A 22,085-nucleotide genomic window follows, 5' to 3' on the forward strand; every position below is an offset into this window, starting at 1 on the left:
CCGTCACATGACGCTGGTTTCGATGATGTCGACACCGCGAATGCGGTCGATCAGATAGACGAGGCCGCGGTCGTCGATGGTGACATCGTTGGAGGACGCCATCTCCGCGCCCTTAGGTATGTCGGGCATGTAATGGCCCACTTCCTTCGGCGCGAAAGGATCGGCGATATCGACGAGGCGCAGGCCTTGCGCGAACCAGGCGAATGGGATGACGGTACCCTTGAAGCGCTCGGAAGGCTGGTGGCAGCCCATCATCGGTGGCTGCGGCGCGCCATCCTTGTCGAGGCCCGGCACCTGGAATGTCGCGATCGGGACCGGGCAGCGTTCCTCGGTGATGTCGTAGATCCAGGTGAAAGCGGGCGCCGAAGGGCGCAGCTTGGCGACATCCTCGTCGGCCACCACCATGATGTTGCGCCCTTTGAGCGGCATCGGCATCGGCAGGCAGGTATGGGTCGGATGCGGGAAGGCAGGGCTCGTATTCATATGCGCGATGGCGACCGGCTTCGACAGGTCGGAGATATCGAGAATGAAGAGTCCATGATGCCAATAGCTCACATAGAGCCGGTTCCCCATGCGCAGCGGATGATGACAGCGCGGCTGGGTCCAGTTGGCCCAGGGATATTCCTCGCCGCCGGCCTGCCATTGCCCGGGGATCCACCACCGGCCCACCTCGACCGGCTTGGTGGGATCGATGAGGTCGAGGATCATGGCAATATTGCCGACATAGCCCTCGACGGTCGGCGAGATATAGGCGTAGCGACCGTCGAAATCGTAGCGATGTACGCCGCGCCCACCGGTGACCCATTTGCCGATCTGCTTCGGATTGGCCGGCTTCGACACGTCATAGATGCCGAGCCCGCCGCCGAATTCCCAGGCCCCGTCCTGCCCGAGCTTTTCGTGATTGACGATCATGATGCCGTTCTGCGCGCGCACCTTGTGCGAATGCCAGCCCGATGGCACCTCGACGACGGCGAGCACCTTGGGATTGCGCGGATCGGCGATGTCGACGATGGTCGTGCCGCTGGGTGCCCGCATATGGCCGATGTAAAGCGTCGTGCCGTCGACCCAGACCTGGCCGCCGCCAGGACACTCGATATGTGCTATCTGCGTGGTTTTGTGTGAACTCTGCACGGAGGGATCCCTGCTGGAGATTTCTGTAGGAAACCGGTCGGCGAGACGGGCACAGCGTTCTAAATCCGGCTGCTCCGTCTCACCTCGACGGCCGCGTCAGACGAGTCGCACCATGTCGCCGGCCTTGTCCCGTCCCCATTTTTTGTAGAGAGCGAGGGCCTTGAGCGTCGGTTCGTCGCTGGCGACAAACAGAAAGACGGGATCCTTGTCCGAGGTGTTCACATGTTCGCACCAGGCGCCACCCGGAACTGCGAGCGTGTCGAACTCCTTCCAGTCGAAGCGCTGGCCGTCGACGATGGAATATCCCTTGCCGCGGAAGGGCGCGACGAGGAGACTCGCCGTCTGGCGCAACGGCAGGGTTTTCTCGCCGGGCCTGAGCATCTGGGCGAAGAAGGTGATGGTCCGGAACACCGGCTGGCCGGTCGTCGGATCGACATATTCGGCCAGCAGCGCCTCATAGGGATCGCCGTCCCAGTCCTTGTGGCGGTCGAGCAGTTCCTCCATACGCTCCCAGCGATAGACATACATGGGGGAGGAGAGGCCGGAGCCGCGCTTGTGGTCGGCGAAGCGCGGCAGTATCCCGCCTTCGCCATAGATGCGCTGGGAATAGTCGGGGGAATAACGCGCCGTCTGCTCCTTCTTCTTCACCATCTTGCCGTCTTCGAGCTCGGCATAGTTGTGGTCGAAATGGATGGCGTTGAGCGTTTCGACGAGCGGAAGATCGAGCACTGAGAGATTTACCGCGGGCTCGCCGCCAACCGTGCCGTGATTATGCCAGGTGTCATTGGGGGTGAGCACCATGTCGCCCGGGCCGAAAGTGATGTTCTCGCCCTCGACGCCGGTGAAATTGCCCTTGCCGGTGAGGCCGAAGCGGATGGCGCTCGGCGAGTGCTTGTGCGGCGGCATGATCTCGTCGGGGTCGTTGAGGCGATAGGCCGTGTACATGGTCGAAACCGTGGCGCGCTTGGGCGCCAGGCCCGGATTGATCAGGATCAGCGAGCGGCGCTCGGAATCGTCCATCTTGATGAGTTCGGCGGCGCGGTGGAGCAGCGGCTCGATGTCCTCGCTGTAGCGCCACATATGGGGCACCGCCTTCTTGGTGCCCATGAGCTGTTTGATCTCGTCATTCTCGACATCGCTCGACGTTGCCCAGAAGGGAAACATGTTGCCGCGGGCAACGTCGTCATAGAGGCCGCGCAAGGCCGCGTCGCGATTGGGAAGTGCAGCTGATTTTGCGCCTGACATTCATTCCTCCTTGGTTTGCGAATTCTTCTGATTGGGTATCGCCTGGTTGAAACCGTATTCCAACCAGGTTCGACCGTCAAGCTTGTTGGTTGCGACCAAGCACAAGATCTGCGCCGCGTTCGGCGACAGCCAGGACGGCAGCGTTGATATTGCCGGAGATACCGCCAGGAAACACGCTGGCGTCGATGACACGCAGCGCGTCGATGCCTTTCACCCTGAGTTCACTGTCGACAACCGAACCCATCCGGCAGGTGCCCATCGGATGATGAACGGTAATCGAGGTGGCGCGGATATGCTCCTCGATATCGGTTTTGGTCAGCTCGGCGGCGATGAAGCCTTGCATCATTGGCTGGGACGCCACCTGACGTGCCATCTCGACGCCCGCCTTGAGCCCTTTCCAGTCTTTGTCGGTGGCGAGGAAATTCTGATGGATGCGTGGCGCCGCCGTCGCGTCGCCGGAAGCGAGGCGAATCTCGCCGCGGCTTTCCGGCCTGACCAGAACGATGCGGGTCGCGAAGCCGTCCTGAAAGGGCTGCTTGAAGGGGGGAAAATAGGGCCACGCGGCCAGCGTCGCGGCGGTGAACAGGAACTGCACGTCGGGCACCGCGCTCTGCCCGCTGTTGAGGAAGGCGGTGATGCCGCCCGGCACGTCGGCGGCGAAGCCGGTGCCGAAGAGATGCGCCTGCGCCAGCGCCAGGCCGATGCGGTCATAACGCATCATTCGGTGGAAGGGACCCGGCGTCTTGCGCTTGTACATCAGGATCACCGAGACGTGGTCCTGCATGTGCCGCCCGACATCGGGGAGGGCCACCTGCGTCTTGATGCCATGTTGGCCGAGTTGCTCGGGATCGCCGATGCCCGACAGCATGAGGAGTTGCGGTGAATTGACGACGCCGCCGGCCAGCAGGGTTTCGCGCGTCGCCCGGACCTCGCGCCGCCCATGCGCGTCGGCGACCTCGACGCCCGAGGCGCGGCCCTTGTCGATGAGGAGCCGGGTGACGAGCGTCTGGGTCATTACTGTGAGATTGGGCCGCTTGAGGGCGGGGCGCAGATAGGCGGTAGCGGAGGAACTGCGCCGGCCTTTGCCGATCGTCATCTGCAGGCGGCCGAAGCCTTCCTGCCTTTCGCTATTGTAGTCATCGGTCCAGCCGAAGCCGGCGCTCTTGCCGGCCTCGCCGAACGCATCGACGAGAGGATCGGCGAATTTGCAGAATTGCGTGCTGACCGGGCCTTCGCCGCCGCGATAGGCGCTGTCACCGCCCTCCCAGCTTTCCTGGCGTTTGAAATAGGGAAGGAGCTTGGCATAGGACCAGCCCGGTTGCCCGCTCATCTCGGCCCAGGCGTCGTAATCGGCGCGGTTGCCGCGCACATAGGCCATGGCGTTGGTCGAGGACGAGCCGCCGATCACCTTGCCGCGCGCGCATTCGACCTTGCGGTTGTTCACATTGGCTTCGGGCTCGCAGAAATACATCCAGTCATGCCGGCGCTGCTGCAGGATCTTGCCCCAGCCAAGCGGGATGTGGATCCACGGATCGCGGTCCCAGCCGCCGGCCTCGATGAGGAGGACGGAAACATCGGGATCGGCGCTCAGCCGGTTGGCGAGCACGCAGCCTGCCGAACCGGCGCCGATGATGATATAATCGAACTCTGTCATGGTTCCCGGGAAGTCAACCATTACTCAACCATCTCGTCAAGCGACTGGTGATTTCAAAGTTGTGGTTGAGGTTGGTTGAAGCTTCTGCTAGACCGGGCGCATGACTGACACCTCTATCAGTGCGCCTGCGGCGCGGCGTGTTCCGCGCAAGACGGAGGCTGAGCTTTCTTCCCTCATCGAGTCGGTGCGGGGCGCGATCAGAGCTGCCGGCGCCGTGCCGCCCGAGCGCGATCTCGCCGCCGGCCTCGGCGTCAAGCGCCATCAGTTGCGCAAGGCGCTGAAAGTGATGCGGGAGACGGGGGAGATCGAGCCGCATGCCGGCAGGGCCGAGACCGCGCCCTGGCACGAGCTCGCCCATGCCACCAATCCCCTTGAGGTCATCGAGCTGCGCTCCGTTCTCGAGCCGGCTCTGGCCCGGCTGGCCGCGCTGCGTGCCTCGCCCTTGCAGGTCGACCAGATCATCGCCGCCGTCGAGGACGCCGATGAGAGCGACTATGGCGGCGCCGATCTGCGCTTCCATAAGGCGGTCGCCGATGGCGCGCGCAATGGGTTGGCCAGTGAGTTCTATCGCCTTCTGCGTGCCGTCGGCACTGATTCGCGCTTGCGGCTCGGCCTGCCGTCGGATGTGTGCCCGAAGCGGCGGGCCGAGCGCGATGCCGAGCACCGCGCCATCGCCAATGCCATCGCCGCGCGCGATCCCGAGACGGCCGAGCGCGAGATGCGCCGCCATCTCGCCAATGTGCAGGCGCAGGTCATGGACCGCCTTAAGGTCTAATCCTATTTCACGAAGGGCCTGAGCACGTCGCGCGCCAGCAGGAAGCCGCGCTTGACGAGCTCGTCGCTCCCTTCGAAGGCCCGGTCCTCATGTTCGATGATCACCGGCCCGCCATAGCCAGCGCGGTGGAGACCCGAGAATATGGCGCGCCAGTCGACGTCGCCGAGACCCGGCATGCGCGGAACCTGCCAGCCCATGCCGGCCGAGAGAATGCCGCGCTCATAGAGCCCGTCCTGGTCGATCATCAGGTCCTTGGCATGGACATGCAGCATATGGGGAGCGAACTCGCGCACAAACCGCGCCTGGTCGATCATCTGCAGCACCAGATGCGAGGGATCGAAGTTCATGCCCACAGCACCCTCCCATGTTTCGAGGATGCGCCGCCAGATGCGCGGCGAATAGGCGATATTGTGCCCGCCCGGCCACTCGTCATAGCTGAAGATCATCGGACAGTTCTCGAAGGTGAGCCTGACGCCATTGTCCTGCGCAAATGCGATGACATCCGGCCAGACCTTGAGCGCCTCGTGCCAGTTGTCATCGACATGTCGCGCGGCATCGCCGCCGCAGAATGTATTGACCAGCGACACGCCCATCCGGCCGGCCGCGACGATGACCTTCTTCAGATGATCGATGACGGCGTGGCGATGTTCGGGGTCCGGATGAAGCGGGTTCGGATAATAGCCGAGCGCCGAGATCGCGAGTCCCGTCTCGGCGAGCCGGGTGGCGATCTCCCGGGCCTCGCCGGCCGATATGCCGGCGACATCGATATGGCACGTGCCGGCATAGCGCCGCGTCGGGCCTGACGCCTTCGGCCAGCAGGCGATCTCGAGCGCGGCAAAGCCCGAGGCGGCGGCCCATTGGGCGACCTCTTCGAGCGGTGTGTCCGGAAAAGGCGCCGTCAACAGACCGAGCTTCATGGATTCTCCCTCGCTTTTTCCGCACACTCCCCCAGTCGCCATCTTGGCGCAAGTCTCTATCGGATTCACACATCTGATGATCGGTCTGCTGCTTTACCCTCGCCCTGCAAGCGAAGCGCAGCGGGGAGAGGGAAGGGGCCCGACGCGCAGCGGCGGGAAGGGTGAGGGGCACGGCCACCGACGCAGTGAGGGCATGCTTGTTGCGAGAGCGTTCGGTTGTCTGGGGCCGAACTCAATCTCGCAAAGGCCCCTCACCCTCCCATTGCTACGCAATGGGCCCCTCCCTCTCCCCGCTAAAGCGGGGCGAGGGTAAGGGCACATCCTTCCCGCCAGACAGCACCCATCAGAATTTTTCCGCGTTTGCGATTCATCCAGGTTGCACCGGCCTGATGAAACCAGGATGGTGGTGACTGGGCGCTACACCGCGTCGCGGATCAAGGGTGTGGTCGAGCAATGGATGCCGCCGCCATTCAGTTGCATCTTGTCATAGGGGAGAATGGTCCAGCGGACGCCATGACCGGCGAGCCTGTCGAGCGTCCGGTTGGACGCGCCCCGAGGCATGATCAACTCGCCCGGCGCGATGGCCAGCGAGTTCACGATCCATTTGTCGTCATCCGGCGAGATCTCGACAGTACGGACCTTCAGCTCCTTGAGCTGTTCCAGGAAGGAATAGGGCAGGCCCGAGGGATCGACCAGGGCCAGGTCCCTGTCGACCATCAGGAACGATCCGTCGATATGGATGTCGTAGCCTACAAGATCGATGACTATGAGATCGACGCCTTGCCGCTTCAGTACCTCGCCGATCTGATGGGCTCCCTCGCGATTGACCCTGATGCCGCAGCCGATGACGGCGGTGCGCTCATTGATCCAGGCGAAGCTGCCGCCCTCCATCAGGGCGCCACCCGACAATGTGCGCAGGATGGGAATGCCGAGACGCGCCAGCGTGCGGGTGATGGCGAGTTCCTCGCCACGGCGGATGCGCGTGCCCATGCGGCAGACGATGGCGCCGCCCTTGCACATGATCAGCGGGTCGCGCGTATAGCAGGATTTGAGCCGTCCGTCCGCCACGCCGTCGACATGGTGGATCTCGATGCCTTTCGCCTCCAGCATCGCCGTCAAGGCGTCGTGCTGGGCCTGCATCTCGGCGATCTCGGGCAACCGGTCGCTCTGGAAGTACCAGCCGGTTTCGATGTCGCCGAAGGAGCCGATGCTTTCGATCCGCTTTTTGGGATCGATCACGCTCATCTCGTCGCCGGGCCGGTGCATGAGAATGGCTCTGATCGTGCCGATATCGTTGGTGACGCACCAGGCCTGGCCCCAATAGCGCTCGAGCTCGCCCGTATCCTCGACCGGCGGATGGCCGGGCGTCGCGAACATCTTCACGGTTTCATTATAGACCCAGCCGGGCGGTGTGCTGCTGCTCATGGTGTCTCCTCAGGATGATGAAGGGGAAGCCGACCGTCGGCGCGACTGTGCCAGCATGCCGAGACCCAGGCAGATGACGACTGTCAGAATCATAAGTGTGCTCGCGGCATTGATCTCCGGGGTGACGCCGAGGCGCACCTGACTGAAGATGCGCATCGGCAAGGTCGTTGCATTAGGTCCGGTCGTCAGACCTCGAGATGATGAGATCGTCGAGCGACAGCACGAAAGCCAGTGCCCAGCCGGAGAGTACAGAAGGAAAGATCAAGGGCAAGGTCACAAAACGGAAAGTCTGCAGGCTGCTGCTGCCGAGATCGCAGGCCGCTTCCTCGAGCGAACGGTCGAAACTGACGAGCCTTGCCTGCACGATCACCGCCACGAAGCACATGCCGAAGGTCGCGTGCGAAAGCAGGAGCGTATAGAAGCCGCGCGGCACGCCGATCGCCACGAAGAAGAGGAGAAAGGCGAGGCCGATGATCATGCCCGGCATGATGATGGGGACCATGACGAGGAAGTGGAACAGGTCCTTGCCGAAGAACATTCTGATGCGGACGAGGGCCAGAGCGGCGAGCACGCCGAGGACGGTCGCAATGGTGGCGGACAGGCAGGCAAGCTTGAAGGAGAGCCAGGCGCTGTCGAGGAGCTGGACGTTCTGGAACAGCGTTCCGTACCATTTGAAGGAGAAGCCTCCCCACAAGGTGACGAGCCGGCTGTTGTTGAAGCTGAAGGCGATCACCAGCAGGATGGGCACATAAATGAACAGCAGTCCGAGGCTGACGGAAATCCTGCTGACCCAGGAGAAATGCCGTTGTCCGGCACCGCCGCTGCCGGCTTCGCTCATCGCCGCCGCAACCTGGACGCGCCGCAGCAGAACGATCGGGATGAACAGGATCACCAGCATGCCGATGGCGATGGCCGCGGAGAGCGGCCAGTCCTGATTGTTGAAGAATTCCGTCCACAGGGTCTTGCCGATCATCGCCGAACCCGTGCCGCCAAGAAGCTCGGGGATCACGAATTCTCCGACCATGGGAATGAAGACAAGAAGCGAGCCGGCCATCACGCCCGGGAGCGACAAGGGGATGGTGATCGAGGTGAAGCACTTCGCCGTCGATGCGCCGAGATCGCGCGCGGCTTCGGAGAAACTGTCGTCGATCTTGTCCAGCGTGGTGTAGAGCGGCAGAACCATGAAGGGCAGATAGGAGTAGACGATCCCGATGAGGACGGCCCAATTGGTATTGAGCAGCGCCAGTGTGCCGGGCGACAGGCCGACGAGTTGCCCGCCCATGTCGAGGAAGCCATTCGGCTTGAGAATGGTCATCCAGGCATAGATGCGCACCAGGAAGCTCGTCCAGAAGGGCAGGATGACGAGCGTGAACAGAAAGCCGCGCCATCGTATCGGCGCGCGGGTGAGGCCATAGGCCAGCGGATAAGCCACGAGGAGGACCAGAACCGTGCCGATCGCGGCGATCTGGACGGATTGCAGATAGGACCGGCCGTAGAGGAGGTCGCTCCCCAGCGTGATGAAATTCTCGAGATCGAGCCCGCGCAGGAAAGTCCCCAGACCGGCGAAGCCATCGTTCCAGTCGAATTGCGGCAGATAAGGTGGTCTGGCACGGGCCTGATCCGAAAGGCTGATCTTGAGGATCAGGCCGAAGGGAACCAGGAGAAAGGCGATGAGCCATAGATACGGAATGGCAACGATCGCGACTCTCCACCGGCTGCCTTCGGCGCTGCGGGTCATCTGCATCTGGAAGAGCGGCTATTCGAGACCCTTGGCCCGGTTCCAGGCGCGCTGCCAGACCTTGTCCTGCTTCTCGCTCTTGACCCTCGGCAGGTGGAATTTCTTTTGCTCCGCCTCGGTCGGATAGAAATTCACATTGGCGCGGAGGGCTTCGGTCACCAGGGGTAGTGCCGCTTTGTTTGCCGTGGAGAAGCCCAGCTCATTGGCGGCTGCCGCGGCGATCTCGGGCCGCATCAGGAAATTGATGAAGGCAAGCGCCGCTGCCTTGTTCGGGGCATCGGTCGGGATGGCCAGGGTGTCGAACCAGACCAGATTGCCTTCCTTGGGCAGGCGATATTCGATGGTGAAGGTCTTGCCGGCTTCCTTGGAGCGGTTGGTCGCCACCACCATGTCGCCGGAATATCCCATGGCGATGCAGAGATCGCCGGCGGCGAGGCCGGCAACATAGCTGGACCCGTGGAATTGGCGCACAAAGGGCCTGATCCTGGCGATCACTCCCACTGCGTTTTCGAGCTCTTCCGCGTTCTCCGTATCGGGATCGAGCCCCAGATAGATGAGGGCGCTGCCCAGCCCCTGTTCGGCGTCATCGAGAAGGGCGATGCCGCAGTCCTTGAACTTGGCGGCGATCTTGGGATCGAAGACCAGTCGCCAGGAATCGACCGGTGCGTCCGGCATGATCTTCTTGATCATATCGACATTGTGCCCGAGGCCCGTCGTTCCCCACATCCAGGGTACCGCGTGGCGGTTGTCCGGGTCGACTTCGGCAAGCTTCGCCATCAGTCCCGGGTCCATGTTGCCGATATTGCCGAGCTGGGCCTTGTCGAGTTCGCTCCAGACCCCAAGCGGCAGCTGCCGGGCGAAATGCGGGGAGAGATTGGGCGTTACCACGTCATAGCCGGAATCGCCGGCGAGGATCTTCGTCTCCACCACGTCATTCGAATCGAACACATCATAGGTGACCTTGTTGCCGCTTTCGGTCTCGAATGTCTTGATCGTATCGGCTGAGAAATAGGCTTCCCAAGAGTAGAGCCGCATTTCTCCCGCCGTGGCGCTGCCTATCGCCAATACGAGCCAGCATGCTGTCATGGTCGCGAGACGTTTCATCGTTTCCTCCTGTCTTGCTTGTTATGCTTGTTGCGATATCGTTGTAGGCTGTTCCTGAGTGATGCAGTGGATCGCGCCGCCGCCGGCCGCGATGGCTCTCACCTGCACCTGAACCGTCTTGCGCTCGGGGAAGGCGGCGGCGATGGTCCGCGCGGCGGCCTCATCGGCTCGCGTCCCGTAGCCCGGCACGATGACGCCGCCATTGACGAGATAGAAATTGATGTAGGAGCTGCAGAAGATCTCGCTGTCGGCCTCGACATCGACAGCTTCGTCCAGCGGCAGGATCTCGAAGCTCCGCCCGCGTGCATCCGTCTGCTTGCGCAGGCAGGCGATGTTCTCATTGAGGATGCGGGTATGCGGATCGGAGGGATCGGGGTTGGCGCCGAAGAGCACAGCACCGGGCTTCACGAAGGCGCACAGGCCGTCGATATGGCCATCGGTCTCGATGTCCATCGGATCACCCGGAAGCCAGATCACCTTCTCGACGCCGAGCATGGCCTTGAGCTCGCTCTCGGCGAGCGCCTTGTTGACACCGGGATTGCGATTGGGATTGAGAATGCTCGTCTCGGTGACGATCAGCGTGCCCTCGCCATCGAGCGCGAATGAGCCACCTTCGCAGCAGAGCCAGGATTCGCGAACCTTGCCGCCTTCCATTTCGATGACCTGCCGCGCCAACGCGTCATCCTGATCCCAAGGCGCATGTTTTTCGCCCCAGGCGTTGAAGCGCCAGGAAACGCCGGCGAGACCGCCGTCGCTGCCTGACAAGAAACTGGGGCCGCAATCACGCATCCAGAAATCATCGACCGGCAGCGATGTGATGGTGACGATCCCTCTCAGCGCCTGGCGTGCGATGTCCGAGTAGTTGGGATGGGCGACTACGGTCACCGGCTCGAACTGGGCAATGGCGCGGACGACGGCGATGAATTCGTGCTGCATGGCCGCAAGCCGGCCGCCATAGAGATCAGGCCGATGAGGCCAGATCATCCAGCTGCGGGCATGCGGCTCGAATTCGGCGGGCTTGCGATAAGTCGAATTAACATGAGCAAAGTTCATTTATTTCCCTGAAGCAAGGCCCCCTGAAATCTTTCAATTTTGGCCTGTTTAATGGAGTTTATGGGCAGGATGGCTTGACAACAATTGAGAAGCGTTCTCTCTATTGTTGAGCAGAATTCATATGAGACAGTTCCGCAGCATACCGCCCTTGCAGTATCTCCTGGGCTTCGAAGCCGCCGCGCGCCTCGGCAGTTTCGGCCGCGCCGCCGAGGAACTCGGCCTCACCCAGTCGGCGATCAGCCATCAGATGCGTCTGCTGGAAGAGCGCCTCGGCCAGCCGCTGTTCCTGCGCCACGGCCGCAGCGTGCGCTTGACCGATGCCGGGCGCGATTATCAGCGCACCGTCGCTAGGTCACTCAAGCAGCTGGAGGAGGGCTATCGCAGGCTGGACTCGTTCAGGAAGCCCGGCAGTGTCGTCATCTATGCGCCACGTGACTTCGCGGCGCGTTGGCTAATGCCGCGCTTGCATCATTTGCGCCGGGCGGTGCCGAAATGCGATCCCTGGCTCGACACGTCGGGCGTCGCGGTCGACTTCAGGACCATGGAGATCAGCATTGCCATTCAACGCCTGCGCGAGCCCGATCCGGCTACTCTGAGTCACAGGCTGATGGGAGATGTTCTGGCACCCGTGATGGCGCCGGAGCTCGCGGCAGCGCCCATGGCTTCGTCGCAGGATCTTCTGAAGCACACGCTTCTGCATGACGAGCGGGCGGAGAACTGGGCCGACTGGTTCGCCTATGCGAAAGTGAAGCCGGGCAATATCTCGGCTGGCTTCGATTTCAGCGACAGCGATTTCGCGCTGACGGCGGCAGAGCTAGGGCACGGCGTCGCTTTGGCAAGTCTGCCGCTGGCCGCACCGGCAATCGAGCAGGGTAGGCTCGTCCGTCCTCTGCAAGGAGCGTTGAAGACGGAGCATGCCTGGTTCGCCATGACAAATGCTATCGAGCTGGCCGATCCCGTGACCAAGGAGGTCTGGAACTGGCTGATCGCTCAGACGTCCTCTGCCGTGGCAACCGCCGTCACTTGATCAGTCCTTCCTCGGCGCCTCGGGATTGGCTGCCCATTGACCCTCCCTGTAGTCGCCGCCGCTGATCTCGTAATAGTCGCCGGCATCGTCGCAGAAGATATGGCCCGCGAGCTTGAGACCGGTCGGTCCGTCAAAGGCGCCGGCGGCGATCGCGGTATAGTCGCGCCCATCGCCTTTCCAGAACAGGGTCGAGCCGCATTCGCTGCAGAAGCCGCGCCGGGCTTTCTCGCTCGAGCGGTACCATTTGAGGCCGCGCGTTTCGGTCAGGTGCAGATACTCGTCCTTGGTGCCGGTCGCCGACATGTAGTTGCCGGTCTGCTTGCGGCATTGCTGGCAGTGGCAGGCGATGACCGGGCGCAAGGGTCCCGTCACGGCGAATTTCACCGCCCCGCACAGACAGGACCCGGTTCTGTGATCGCTCATGGTGCTCTCCCAAAGGCGTGAGCCAATGCCTTGATGTGTTGAGGGTTGGTGCCGCAGCAGCCGCCGAAGATGGAAGCGCCAGAAGCTTTCCATTGGCGTGCATAGGTGACGAGAGCTTCTGGCTCGATGATGTCGACGAACTGCCAGTCGGGCATCTTGAAGAAGCCGCTTTCGGGATAGGCGCCGAGCGGGCCCTGCCAGGCCTGGCGCACGATTTTCAGCGCATCCCCCGTGTGGTTGGGCAATGTGTGCATGATCGAGATGACATCGCCGCCGGTTCCGGCGAGCGCCGGCACGATCTCCGCCAGCGGCTGATCGGGACGGGCAAAGCCGGTGAGCGTGCCGTCCTCGCCGGGCTCGGTCGAGATTCCGATCCACACCGGCAGGCCGGTCTCGACCGCCGCCTCTGTGGCCCACAGCGAATAGTCGGCGTCGCGCATCATCTCCATCATGATGAGGTCGCAGCCGGCGTCCGCCATGCTCTCGGCCTTGCGCCGCATCAGCGCGCGCGCTTGCCTTTCCGGCCATTCGCGATAGGTCTTCACTCGGTCGACGCCTTGCTCCATCGGCCGCATGACCGAGAAGGAACCGGCCACCGGCACGCGCCCATCGGAGGCCTCGCGCGCGATCCGGACCGCTTCCCTGTCGATGCGGACCATGTCGTCGTCACGCCCCAGCGCGTTGAAGAGGAGAGGGCTCGTCGGATAGGTATTGGCGGTGATGATCTCGGCGCCGGCCGCGATATAGTCCTCATGCACCGAGCGCACGACATGCGGATGGCTGAGGTTGGCCTCGGCGCACCACGTCTCGCCGGCCATCGGCACACCGCGCGCCTGGATGTCGGTGCCGGTGCCGCCATCGAGAATGATGGTCTGGCCTTGCGCCAGCTTGCGGGCGATGCGGGAATAGCTCATGTCGGATGTCCGCTCTGATGGGCTTTGAGAAAGGCGCGCATATGGAACTGCGCCTGCGGGGGACCATAGGCGAAAGCGCGCCCGACCGGACAAGCGCGGCGCGCCAGGCAGCCATTCGCCATGCAGTCCTCTCCGGCGGGTGAGGCGATATGGTCGATGCAGCGCGGCACGTCATAGTTCGTGCCGGTGAAGGCCGCGACCGGACAGGCGCTGAGACAGGGCTTGCCTTGGCAGCTTTCGCAAGGGTGCGCGCCCGGTGACAAAGACGGCAGGTCGAATTCGACCGGAAAGAGCAGGGCGGCCCGGAAGGCGTGCCAGAGCCCGTAGGTGGAATGGATATTGAGACCGAGCGGCGAGACATGGCCGGCCTTGGCGCGCCTGGCCCAGCTCAGGAAGGGTAGCGGCGGCTTGTCGAAAGGATAGACGGCGCGGGCGTCGAGATCGCGGGCGAGCCGGCCGATCACCTCGCGGCACCAATCGTCCATGGGATCGTGGACGGGATCGCGTTCGCGCGCGAAACGGCGAAACATCTGCGGCCCGGCATTGCCGATGAGGATGACGAAGCGCGTGCCGTGCGGCACGCGGTCTTCCGCGACCGGTGAAAACCAGCCGAGCGGCGTGAAGCTCTCTCGCGCGATCGCTTGCAGGATGGGATGATCCATCCGCTCAGACTAGAGCATCGGACCGAAAAGTGCGAAGCGGTTTTCGGATAATCCGATGCGCAAATCAAAGAGTTAGAGCGCCGGACCGATTCTACGAGAGCGTCCGGCGCTCTAAACCTTGCGAACTGGTTCGCCAACGGATGCGAGCGGCGGGCCCGCGGCCGCAAGCGACATCCGCCTTACGTGAACCACCTCGGATCGCCCGGCAGCATGACCTCGCGCGGCAGCTTGATGTCGTGCCTGGCGCGGATGAGGTCGTCGATCGCTTTCGGTATGTATTCTGGATAGTAGCTGGTGAGGATTTCCATCTTGCGCGCGCTGGCCCGCTCGACGATGTCGGGCCGCCCCGCCTCGTTCCATTCCTTGGGGCTCATGCGGTTGCCGAGCGCCGGATAGATATATTCCTTCTGCATGAGGGTGAGCGTCTGGTCGTGGCCGAGATAATGGCCAGGGCCCTCGATGCAGACATTGGCGATGACGTCGAATGACAAGCTCTCGTCATTCACCTCGATGCCGCGCACATTGCGGTTGATCGAACCCAGCATGTCATTGTCGATCAGCAGGCTCTCGAGGCAGAAGCCCAGGAGCGAGGCATGCATGCCGGCGCTTTCATAAAGAAGATTGATGCCGGTCATGGCCGAGAGCGAGGCGGTGACGCCCTTCTCATAACCCGCCTGCACATCGGGGAGCTTCGAGTCGCACATGCCGGCGGCCGAGCCCACGGTGAGACGGTAGAAATGGCCCATTTGCGCGCAGGCCGAAGTGATGAGCGCCTGCTCGCCCGAGCCGCCCGACATGGCGCCGGTCCTGAGATCGGAGACGAAGGGCCAGGGTCCCCAGATGGCGACGGCGCCCTGCTGGATCGCATTCACATAGGCGAGGCCCGCAAGGCATTCTGCGACCGCTTGCGCCACCGTCCCGGCCAACGCCGCGGGCGCCGTGGCGCCGGCCTGGCCGGCCGAGAGCAGCAGCACCGGCATGCCGCCCCGGACCGCGACTTCGAGGCAGCGGCAGGCATCCTCGGCGAATTTCATCGGCGGCACGACGAAACAGTTCGATTGCGAGATGAAGGGCCGGGCGCGCCATTTCTCCTCGCCGCCCGCGACATAATGAAGAATCTCCAGGCATTCGGCGACATGCTCGGGCGCCACCATGCTGGTGCCGACATGTTTCGAGGTGCCCGCCATGCACGCATACATGGTGTTTATATCGAGATCGTGGCCGGTCAGCATGTCGCGCGCCGTGATCGGGCGCTGGTAGAAATGGATATGCTCGCATTGGTCGACGATGCGTGCGCAGTCATAGAGATCGACCAGGACGGAATCGCGATAGGTGCGCGTCGCGACATCGACGATATGGACGGCGGCACCGGCGGTGCCGAAATAGACCTTGTTGCCCCACGGCTCCATGTCATGCTTGGGGTCGCGGCCATAGAGCACGAAGTCGCGGGCGCAATTGGCGAGCGTGTCCTCGATCAGCGCCTTGGGCAGGCAGAGCCTTCCATGCTCGTTCATGAAGGCGCCCTTGGCGGTGAGCGCCTCGATGCAGGAGGGGGATCGCCTGGCCGAGGCCGACGGTTTCGAGGAGCTTGAGCGCTGTTTCGTGAATGCGCTCCATGTCGCGCTGGCTCAAGGGTCGGTACTGGCCGCCTTCCATGCCGGGACGGACGGCGGCTTCCTCGCGCGGGATGGGCCGGGCCCTGAGCGCCTTGCGAGCCTCGCGTCCGCCGCGCCGGCGTGAAATATCCTCGACGACACTCATCGATATCTCCTGCTAAGATCGGCCGGAATGTGCGCCGGGCGCGGAAAAACCGAAAGCCTCAATATTGTTGGCAGGCGCGTGAAAAAAATTCACCATGAAAGTGACGTTGTTTCCGTTTGACCCCACTTAACACCTATATTTTCAAGGTGTTATAGAGGCGGGCGACAATTCTCTGGTGAACTGACTTGCCCCGCCGCGATCTACCTCCCTTGCGCGCCTTGACCGCTTTCGAGGCTGCCGCCCGCCTGGGCTCCTTCCGGCTGGCAGCCGGCGAGCTGGGAATCACCCGTTCCGCCGTCAGCCACCAGGTGAAGGCGCTGGAGCAGCAACTGGGCCTCCAGCTCTTCAAGCGCGATGCGCGGCGGGCTGAGCTAACCGCGGCTGGACATGCCTATTTCCCTCCGGTGCGCGACGCCTTTGATCAGATCGAGGCGCAGACCCGCAATCTCCGCCCCGCCGTCGCCGACAATGAGCTGACCATTCAGGTCTATGTGACGGTGGCGCTCAAATGGCTGATCCCCAGGCTGCATGATTTCGAGCGCCGCTATCCCGACATGAAGGTCAGGTTGTCGACCGCCTATTTCGACTGGGAATTCGACGAGACCAATGTCGATTGCGGCATCGTGTTGGCGCGCAACAAATCGCCCAGCCACAATTACCGCCCGCTTTTCCGCTCGATGCTGACCCCCGTCTGCTCGCCCGATCTCCTGAAAGGGCCCAATGCGCTGAAGAGTCCGGCCGACCTCAAGAAGCACAAGCTTCTTTATGTCTATACCGCCGAGGAGGACTGGCGGCTGTGGCTGGAAGGGGCGGGGGTGAAGAATATCGAGCTCTCCGACCGGCTGGCTTTCGACAGCTATATATTGGCGCAGGAAGCCGCGATCGACGGGCGCGGCCTCGCCATGACCATCGGTCCCTTCGCCACCGACGAGATCCGCATGGGCAGGCTCGTCCAGCCTTTCCCGCTCTTGGTGCCACATCGCCATCGCTGGCAGTTCGCCTGCAAGCCCGAGGACAAGCTTAAACCCAAGATCAAGCGGTTCGAGGACTGGCTGGTGAAGCAGGTCGCTGCCGATCCCAATCTGGCCGCCTACCGGTAGGCCCATGGCGGAACACCCAATGAACGAAACGTCGATCGAAACCACAGGACATCATCGTCGCCGCCGCGAGGGCCGCAGGGCCGGCGATGCCGCCGCGCAGGCGAGAGGCATCGCGCAATTGCCCCGCCGCAAGGTGAAGCGCCGCTTCACAGCGATGGAGATCATCTCCGCCGACGAGGTCGAGGCGATCCACAAGGCGTCCCTCACCGTGCTCGCCGAGATCGGCATGGATTTTATGCTGCCGGAAGCGCGCGACCTTCTTCAAAAGGCCGGCGCGAAGATCGAGGGCGAACGGGTGCGTTTCGATCCCGGCATGGTCGAGGAACTGATCGGCACGGCGCCGCAGGACTTCACCTTCCATGCCCGCAATCCTGAAAACAGCTTCAAGATCGGCGGGACCGCGATGTCCTTCGGAACGGTGGGAAGCCCCCCCAACAGTGCCGATATCGACAATGGCCGGCGCGCCGGCAATCACGCCGACTACCGGAACTTCCTGAAGCTCGCGCAGTATTTCAACTGCATCGGCTTCGTCTCCGGCTATCCGGTCGAGCCGATCGACCTGCATGCCTCGATCCGCCATCTGGAGGCGCTGCGCGACATGGCGGTGCTGACCGACAAGCCCTTTCATGCTTATTCGCTGGGCCAGGAGCGCATCCGTGACGGCATCGAGATCGCCCGCATCGCGCGCGGCATTTCGGCCGAGCAGCTCGAGCGCGAGCCTTCGCTTTTCACCATCATCAACACCAACTCGCCCTTGAAGCTCGACGCGCCGATGCTGCGCGGCATCATGGAAATGTCGGCGCAGAACCAGATCGTCTGCGTCACGCCTTTCACGCTGGCCGGTGCCATGGCGCCGGTCACGGTGGCGGGCGCCATTGTCGAGCAGAATGCCGAGGCGCTCGCGGGAATGGCCTTCACGCAATTGGTGCGCAAGGGTTCGCCCTTCATCTATGGCGGCTTCACCTCGAATGTCGACATGAAGTCGGGAGCGCCGGCTTTCGGGACGCCCGAATATATGAAGGCCTGCATCGTCGGTGGCCAGATGGCGCGTCGCTACAAGGTGCCGTACCGCACCTCCAACACCTGTGCCGCCAATGCGGTCGACGCCCAGGCCGCCTATGAAAGCGTCTTCTCGCTCTGGGGCGTCACCATGGGCGGCGGCAATCTCGTCATGCATGGCGCCGGCTGGCTGGAAGGCGGCCTCGTCGCGAGCTTCGAGAAATTCGTGCTCGATTGCGATCTGATCCAGATGGTGATGGAATTCCTCGAGCCCCTGGCGACGGACAGCGACGCGCTCGGCATCGAGGCGATGCGCGAAGTGGGGCCGGGCGGACATTTCTTCGGCGCCGCCCACACGCTGGCGCGTTATGAGACGGCCTTCTACGCGCCGATGATCTCGGACTGGCGCAACAATCAGCAATGGCTCGCCGCCGGCAAGCCCGAGGCCTGGCAGAAGGCGAACCGGCTCTACAAGCAGGCGCTCGCCGAATACAAGGAGCCCGGCATGGATGCCGCCATCCGTGCCGAGCTCGATGATTTCGTGGAGCGCCGCAAGCGCGAAGGCGGCGCTCCGACGGATTTCTAGCTTTAGGCGGCGGCGCGCGCCGTCTTCGTGGCCTTCGCCCACCAAGCGAGCTCATCGAGCATCGACTTGGCGGACGGAGCAATGGTTTCCTCGATGGCCGCTATGGGTTGATTGCCCGCCATGGGGTGAATTTTGTAGAAGTCGGAGCCGCCAATATGGACACCGGAACGTGTCGGCACCATCTGCAGCTCGACATTGATGAGACGCAGATGCTCGACCGCGCGCGCCGCGCCGACGCTGCCATAGCCGACATAGGCCGCGGGCTTGCGGCCCCATTCCTTGTAGGCCTGGTCGAGCGCGTTCTTGAGGGCGCCGGTGATCGACCGGTTATATTCGGCAACGACGAAGATATAGCCGTCGAAAGTGCCGATCTTCTCCTGCCAAGCGACGGTTTTGGGGTCCTTGCTCGGCATCCACAGATTGGAGGCTGGTTCATTGAAGAAGGGCAGGTCGAAATCCTTGAGATCGACCAGTTCGACATCGAGTTCCGGATGCTGCCTCGCGAGATTGAATATCCAGTCGGCCGGCTTGAGGGCGAAGCGGGTATCGCGCGTCGAGCCGATGATGACGGCGATCTTAGGCTTGGACATAGTGTAGTTTCTCCATCGCAGGGGCAGCAGTTTCATGGAGGATGGACAATCGAGCCCCAGGAGCTATCTTTCAAGTAGGAAGGATTTTCTTGTATAGTATGGAAAAAATGACTGAGGAACTTTGCAAGGTCCATGAGAAGTTGACCGAGCCGCCGCCCGAGATCGAGGCGACGCTCGCGGTCCTCGCCGGCAAATGGAAGATCCTCATTCTCTGGCAGCTGATGCGGAGGGAATGCCGCTTCAACGAACTGCGCCGGGCGATCAAAGGTGTCAGCCAGCATATGCTCACCACGCAACTGCGCGATCTGGAGCGCCACGGGATCATCACGCGGACGGTTTTTCCCGAGGTGCCGCCCCGGGTTGAATATGCCTTGACCGAGCATGGCGAGAGCTTGAAGAGCGTCATCCGCACGCTCGCCGGCTGGGGCCATCAGCATATGAAGCGCCAGACTGCACTGCGTCCGGCGCCACGCAGGAAGGTCACTGCCAGATGAATCAATTTCTCAATGTCGCCCCCGAAGTTGTTGCGGCGATTGAGGAAAAGCGTCCCGTGGTAGCGCTCGAATCGACCATCATCGCGCATGGCATGGCTTTCCCGCAGAATGCCGAGACGGCGCATGCGGTGGAGAAGATCATCCGCGACGAAGGGGCTGTCCCGGCCACCATCGCGGTGAGGGCCGGCAAGCTGAAAGTCGGACTGTCCGCCACCGAGATCGAGACGCTGGCGCGCAACGGCCCATCCATCGCCAAGCTTTCGACCAGGGACCTGCCGCATGCCGTGGCGCTCGGCCGCGACGGGGCGACGACGGTCGCCTCGACCATGCGCATCGCCGCGCTTGCCGGCATCCGCGTCTTTGCAACAGGCGGCATTGGCGGCGTCCACCGCGGCGCCCCTGAGACCTTCGACATTTCGGCCGATCTGGGTGAGATGGCCCACAGCAATGTCGCCGTCGTCACCGCCGGCGCCAAGGCCATCCTCGATCTCGCTTTGACCATCGAGAAGCTCGAGACCCTGGGTGTTCCCGTGGTCGGCTACGGCACTGATGATTTTCCTGCCTTCTATTCGCGCCAGAGCGGTCTCAAATGCCCGCTGCGCATCGACGGGCCTGAGGACATGGCGAAGCTGATGAAGGCCAAATGGGAGTTGGGGCTTGCCGGAGGCGTCGTGATCGCCAACCCCATTCCGGCCGAATTTGAGATTCCCGCGGCCGAGATCACGCCACTCATCGAGAAAGCGGTCGCCGAGGCCCGCGAGGAGAATATCGAAGGCCGGGCCGTGACGCCGTTCCTGCTGTCGAGGCTTGCCCGCGCCACGGCCGGCCGTTCGCTCGCCGCCAATATCGAGCTCGTCAAGAACAACGCCACTGTCGCCGCCCGGATTGCCAAAGTCTATTGGGGATTGCCATGACGCTTATCGACAACGAAGCCCGGCACCATTCGCGCGGCCGCGGCCGCAGGCCCGATGCCAAGAACCAGAAGATACCGCAGCTGCCCTTCGCGCAGCCACAATTGACGCTCGAGCCCTCGCGCATCCTTTCCGACGACCAGCTCGAGACCATCCATCACCGCTCCTTGGACGTGCTGGAGGAGATTGGCATGGATGTCCTCAACAAGGAGGCGATCTCGATCTACGCCAAGGCCGGAGCGAAGGTCGAAGGCGAGCGTGTCCGCATCGGCCGCGACATCGTCGAGGAAGCGCTGAAGACCCCGCCTGCCGAATTCACCTTCCATGCACGCAATCCGGCGCACAACATCCGGATCGGCGGCAAGTGGATCGCCTTTGCGCCCGTCGGCGGCCCGCCCAACTGCTCCGACATGGACCGGGGCCGGCGTCCCGGCACGCTCGAGGACAATGCCAATTTCATCCGCCTGTCGCAGTTCTTCAATTGCATCCACACGGCAGGCGGCGGCTCGGTCGACGCGCTCGATGTGCATGCCTCGGTGCGCCATCTCCATATCATGCGCAACAAGGTCAGGCTCTCCGACAAGATCCTCTATACGATCTCGACCGGACGCGCCCGGCTCTTCGACGGCATGGAGATCGCCCGCATAGCGCGGGGACTTACGCCGGAACAGTTCCTGAAGGAACCGTCCTGCTACACCGTCATCAACACCAATTCGCCGCTCAAGCTCGACGATCCGATGGGCATGGGCATCATCGAGATGGCGCGCCACAACCAGGTCGTCGTCTGCACGCCTTTCACGCTGGCGGGCGCCATGGCGCCGGTGACGATCGCCGGCGCCATTGTCGAGCAGAATGCCGAGGCGCTGGCGGGGCTCGCTCTGTCGCAGCTCGCCAATCCGGGCGCGCCCTTCGTCTATGGCGGCTTCACGTCGAATGTCGACATGAAGTCGGGGGCGCCGGCTTTCGGCACGCCCGAATATATGAAGGCCTGCATCATCGGCGGGCAACTGGCGCGCCGCTACAGGCTTCCCTATCGCACCTCCAACACCAATGCCGCCAATATGGTCGACGCGCAGGCGGCCTATGAGAGCGTCTTCTCGCTCTGGGGTGCCATTATGGGCGGCGGCAATCTGATCCAGCATGCCGCCGGCTGGCTGGAAGGCGGCCTCGTCGCCTCATATGAGAAATTCGCCCTCGATGCCGATCTCCTGCAGATGGTGATGGAGTTCCTCAAACCCCTCGATTTCTCGGAAGACGCGCTGGGGCTCGACGCGATGCGCGAAGTGGGCCCCGGCGGGCATTTCTTCGGCGCCGAGCATACGCAGCGGCGCTATCTGTCGGCCTTCTATGCGCCGATCATCTCCGACTGGCGCAATTACAGCCAGTGGCAGGCTTCCGGCAGTCCGCAGGCCTGGCAGAAGGCGAACGAAGTGTGGAAGCGCGCGCTCGCCGAATATGTCGAGCCGCCGCTCGACCCCGCTATCGCCGAAGAGATCGACGCCTTCGTGGCGAGGCGCGAAAAGGAAGGTGGCGAGAAGACGGATTTCTGAGCGCTTGATGCATTTCGGATGATCCA

General features: G+C 62.9%; 18 protein-coding genes and 3 pseudogenes. 7 read left to right on the top strand and 14 right to left on the bottom strand.

Annotation, left to right across the window (positions count from 1 at the left end; all coding sequences use genetic code 11):
* Positions 1–3: 3 nt before the first annotated feature.
* The 3 genes from G5V57_RS22505 to G5V57_RS22515 all read right to left on the bottom strand — a co-directional run bounded on the left by G5V57_RS22505 (position 4) and on the right by G5V57_RS22515 (position 4,030).
* Positions 4–1,131, bottom strand: a complete 1,128-nt coding sequence (locus tag G5V57_RS22505) for an LVIVD repeat-containing protein (protein ID WP_165169773.1) — start codon at positions 1,129–1,131, stop codon at positions 4–6.
* Between the two features lie 96 nt (positions 1,132–1,227).
* Positions 1,228–2,376, bottom strand: a complete 1,149-nt coding sequence (locus G5V57_RS22510; RefSeq protein WP_165169774.1) for a cupin domain-containing protein — start codon at positions 2,374–2,376, stop codon at positions 1,228–1,230.
* Between the two features lie 76 nt (positions 2,377–2,452).
* Positions 2,453–4,030: a GMC family oxidoreductase gene (locus G5V57_RS22515; protein ID WP_165169775.1), complete on the bottom strand. Its 1,578-nt coding sequence runs from the start codon at positions 4,028–4,030 to the stop codon at positions 2,453–2,455.
* A gap of 100 nt (positions 4,031–4,130) precedes the next feature.
* Here G5V57_RS22515 and G5V57_RS22520 point away from each other — a divergent pair, with 100 nt between their 5' ends.
* The gene (locus G5V57_RS22520) at positions 4,131–4,805 is read left to right on the top strand and encodes a FadR/GntR family transcriptional regulator (RefSeq protein ID WP_165169776.1); all 675 of its coding nucleotides are present in this window, start codon (positions 4,131–4,133) and stop codon (positions 4,803–4,805) included.
* A gap of 2 nt (positions 4,806–4,807) precedes the next feature.
* On the opposite strand, the gene G5V57_RS22525 is transcribed toward G5V57_RS22520, so the two are convergent.
* From G5V57_RS22525 to G5V57_RS22550, 6 genes and pseudogenes are all read right to left on the bottom strand, one after another.
* Positions 4,808–5,722, bottom strand: coding sequence for a sugar phosphate isomerase/epimerase (locus G5V57_RS22525; protein ID WP_165169777.1), 915 nt, complete (start codon positions 5,720–5,722; stop codon positions 4,808–4,810).
* Between the two features lie 417 nt (positions 5,723–6,139).
* Entirely contained in the window at positions 6,140–7,147 is a 1,008-nt protein-coding gene (locus G5V57_RS22530; RefSeq protein ID WP_165169778.1) for a dimethylarginine dimethylaminohydrolase family protein, read from the bottom strand.
* A gap of 9 nt (positions 7,148–7,156) precedes the next feature.
* A pseudogene (locus G5V57_RS35350) lies at positions 7,157–7,985 on the bottom strand (ABC transporter permease).
* 36 nt (positions 7,986–8,021) lie between these two features.
* Positions 8,022–8,891, bottom strand: a pseudogene (locus tag G5V57_RS22540) (ABC transporter permease subunit); the annotation flags it as partial.
* Between the two features lie 12 nt (positions 8,892–8,903).
* Positions 8,904–9,989 carry an extracellular solute-binding protein gene (locus tag G5V57_RS22545; RefSeq protein ID WP_165169779.1) on the bottom strand — a complete coding sequence of 362 codons (1,086 nt, stop codon included), beginning with the start codon at positions 9,987–9,989 and terminating at the stop codon, positions 8,904–8,906.
* A gap of 21 nt (positions 9,990–10,010) precedes the next feature.
* A complete protein-coding gene (locus tag G5V57_RS22550; RefSeq protein ID WP_165169780.1) occupies positions 10,011–11,042 on the bottom strand; it encodes an agmatine/peptidylarginine deiminase in 1,032 nt (343 codons plus the stop codon).
* Positions 11,043–11,163: 121 nt separating this feature from the next.
* On the opposite strand from G5V57_RS22550, the gene G5V57_RS22555 reads away from it, so the two are divergent.
* The gene (locus tag G5V57_RS22555; protein WP_165169781.1) at positions 11,164–12,069 is read left to right on the top strand and encodes a LysR family transcriptional regulator; all 906 of its coding nucleotides are present in this window, start codon (positions 11,164–11,166) and stop codon (positions 12,067–12,069) included.
* Here the strand turns inward: G5V57_RS22555 and G5V57_RS22560 are convergent, their stop codons facing one another.
* From G5V57_RS22560 to G5V57_RS22575, 4 genes and pseudogenes are all read right to left on the bottom strand, one after another.
* Positions 12,070–12,492, bottom strand: coding sequence for a GFA family protein (locus tag G5V57_RS22560; RefSeq protein WP_165169782.1), 423 nt, complete (start codon positions 12,490–12,492; stop codon positions 12,070–12,072).
* Positions 12,489–13,406 carry a homocysteine S-methyltransferase family protein gene (locus G5V57_RS22565; RefSeq protein WP_165169783.1) on the bottom strand — a complete coding sequence of 306 codons (918 nt, stop codon included), beginning with the start codon at positions 13,404–13,406 and terminating at the stop codon, positions 12,489–12,491. Before G5V57_RS22565 ends, G5V57_RS22560 begins: the two co-directional genes overlap by 4 nt.
* Positions 13,403–14,068, bottom strand: coding sequence for a hypothetical protein (locus G5V57_RS22570; RefSeq protein ID WP_165169784.1), 666 nt, complete (start codon positions 14,066–14,068; stop codon positions 13,403–13,405). Before G5V57_RS22570 ends, G5V57_RS22565 begins: the two co-directional genes overlap by 4 nt.
* Positions 14,069–14,247: 179 nt before the next feature.
* Positions 14,248–15,829 (bottom strand): annotated as a pseudogene (locus tag G5V57_RS22575) (trimethylamine methyltransferase family protein).
* A gap of 185 nt (positions 15,830–16,014) precedes the next feature.
* Here G5V57_RS22575 and gcvA point away from each other — a divergent pair.
* Together gcvA and G5V57_RS22585 are read left to right on the top strand one after the other, a co-directional pair.
* Positions 16,015–16,929 (top strand): transcriptional regulator GcvA, encoded by a 915-nt coding sequence (gene gcvA, locus G5V57_RS22580; RefSeq protein WP_165169785.1) that lies wholly within the window; start codon positions 16,015–16,017, stop codon positions 16,927–16,929.
* Positions 16,930–16,948: 19 nt separating this feature from the next.
* Positions 16,949–18,514, top strand: coding sequence for a trimethylamine methyltransferase family protein (locus G5V57_RS22585; protein ID WP_206530090.1), 1,566 nt, complete (start codon positions 16,949–16,951; stop codon positions 18,512–18,514).
* 2 nt (positions 18,515–18,516) lie between these two features.
* On the opposite strand, the gene G5V57_RS22590 is transcribed toward G5V57_RS22585, so the two are convergent.
* Positions 18,517–19,104 (bottom strand): NADPH-dependent FMN reductase, encoded by a 588-nt coding sequence (locus tag G5V57_RS22590; RefSeq protein WP_165169787.1) that lies wholly within the window; start codon positions 19,102–19,104, stop codon positions 18,517–18,519.
* Positions 19,105–19,211: 107 nt separating this feature from the next.
* Between G5V57_RS22590 and G5V57_RS22595 the strand changes: the two genes are divergently transcribed.
* The 3 genes from G5V57_RS22595 to G5V57_RS22605 are packed head-to-tail and all read left to right on the top strand — an operon-like array spanning position 19,212 to position 22,059.
* A complete protein-coding gene (locus G5V57_RS22595) occupies positions 19,212–19,598 on the top strand; it encodes a helix-turn-helix domain-containing protein (protein WP_165169788.1) in 387 nt (128 codons plus the stop codon).
* Positions 19,595–20,512 (top strand): pseudouridine-5'-phosphate glycosidase, encoded by a 918-nt coding sequence (locus G5V57_RS22600; RefSeq protein ID WP_165169789.1) that lies wholly within the window; start codon positions 19,595–19,597, stop codon positions 20,510–20,512. The genes G5V57_RS22595 and G5V57_RS22600 overlap by 4 nt, the downstream gene beginning before the upstream one ends.
* A complete protein-coding gene (locus tag G5V57_RS22605) occupies positions 20,509–22,059 on the top strand; it encodes a trimethylamine methyltransferase family protein (RefSeq protein WP_165169790.1) in 1,551 nt (516 codons plus the stop codon). The genes G5V57_RS22600 and G5V57_RS22605 overlap by 4 nt, the downstream gene beginning before the upstream one ends.
* Positions 22,060–22,085: the final 26 nt, after the last annotated feature.

The organism is Nordella sp. HKS 07 (assembly GCF_011046735.1).
In the GTDB taxonomy this organism is placed as follows: Bacteria; Pseudomonadota; Alphaproteobacteria; order Rhizobiales; family Aestuariivirgaceae; genus Taklimakanibacter.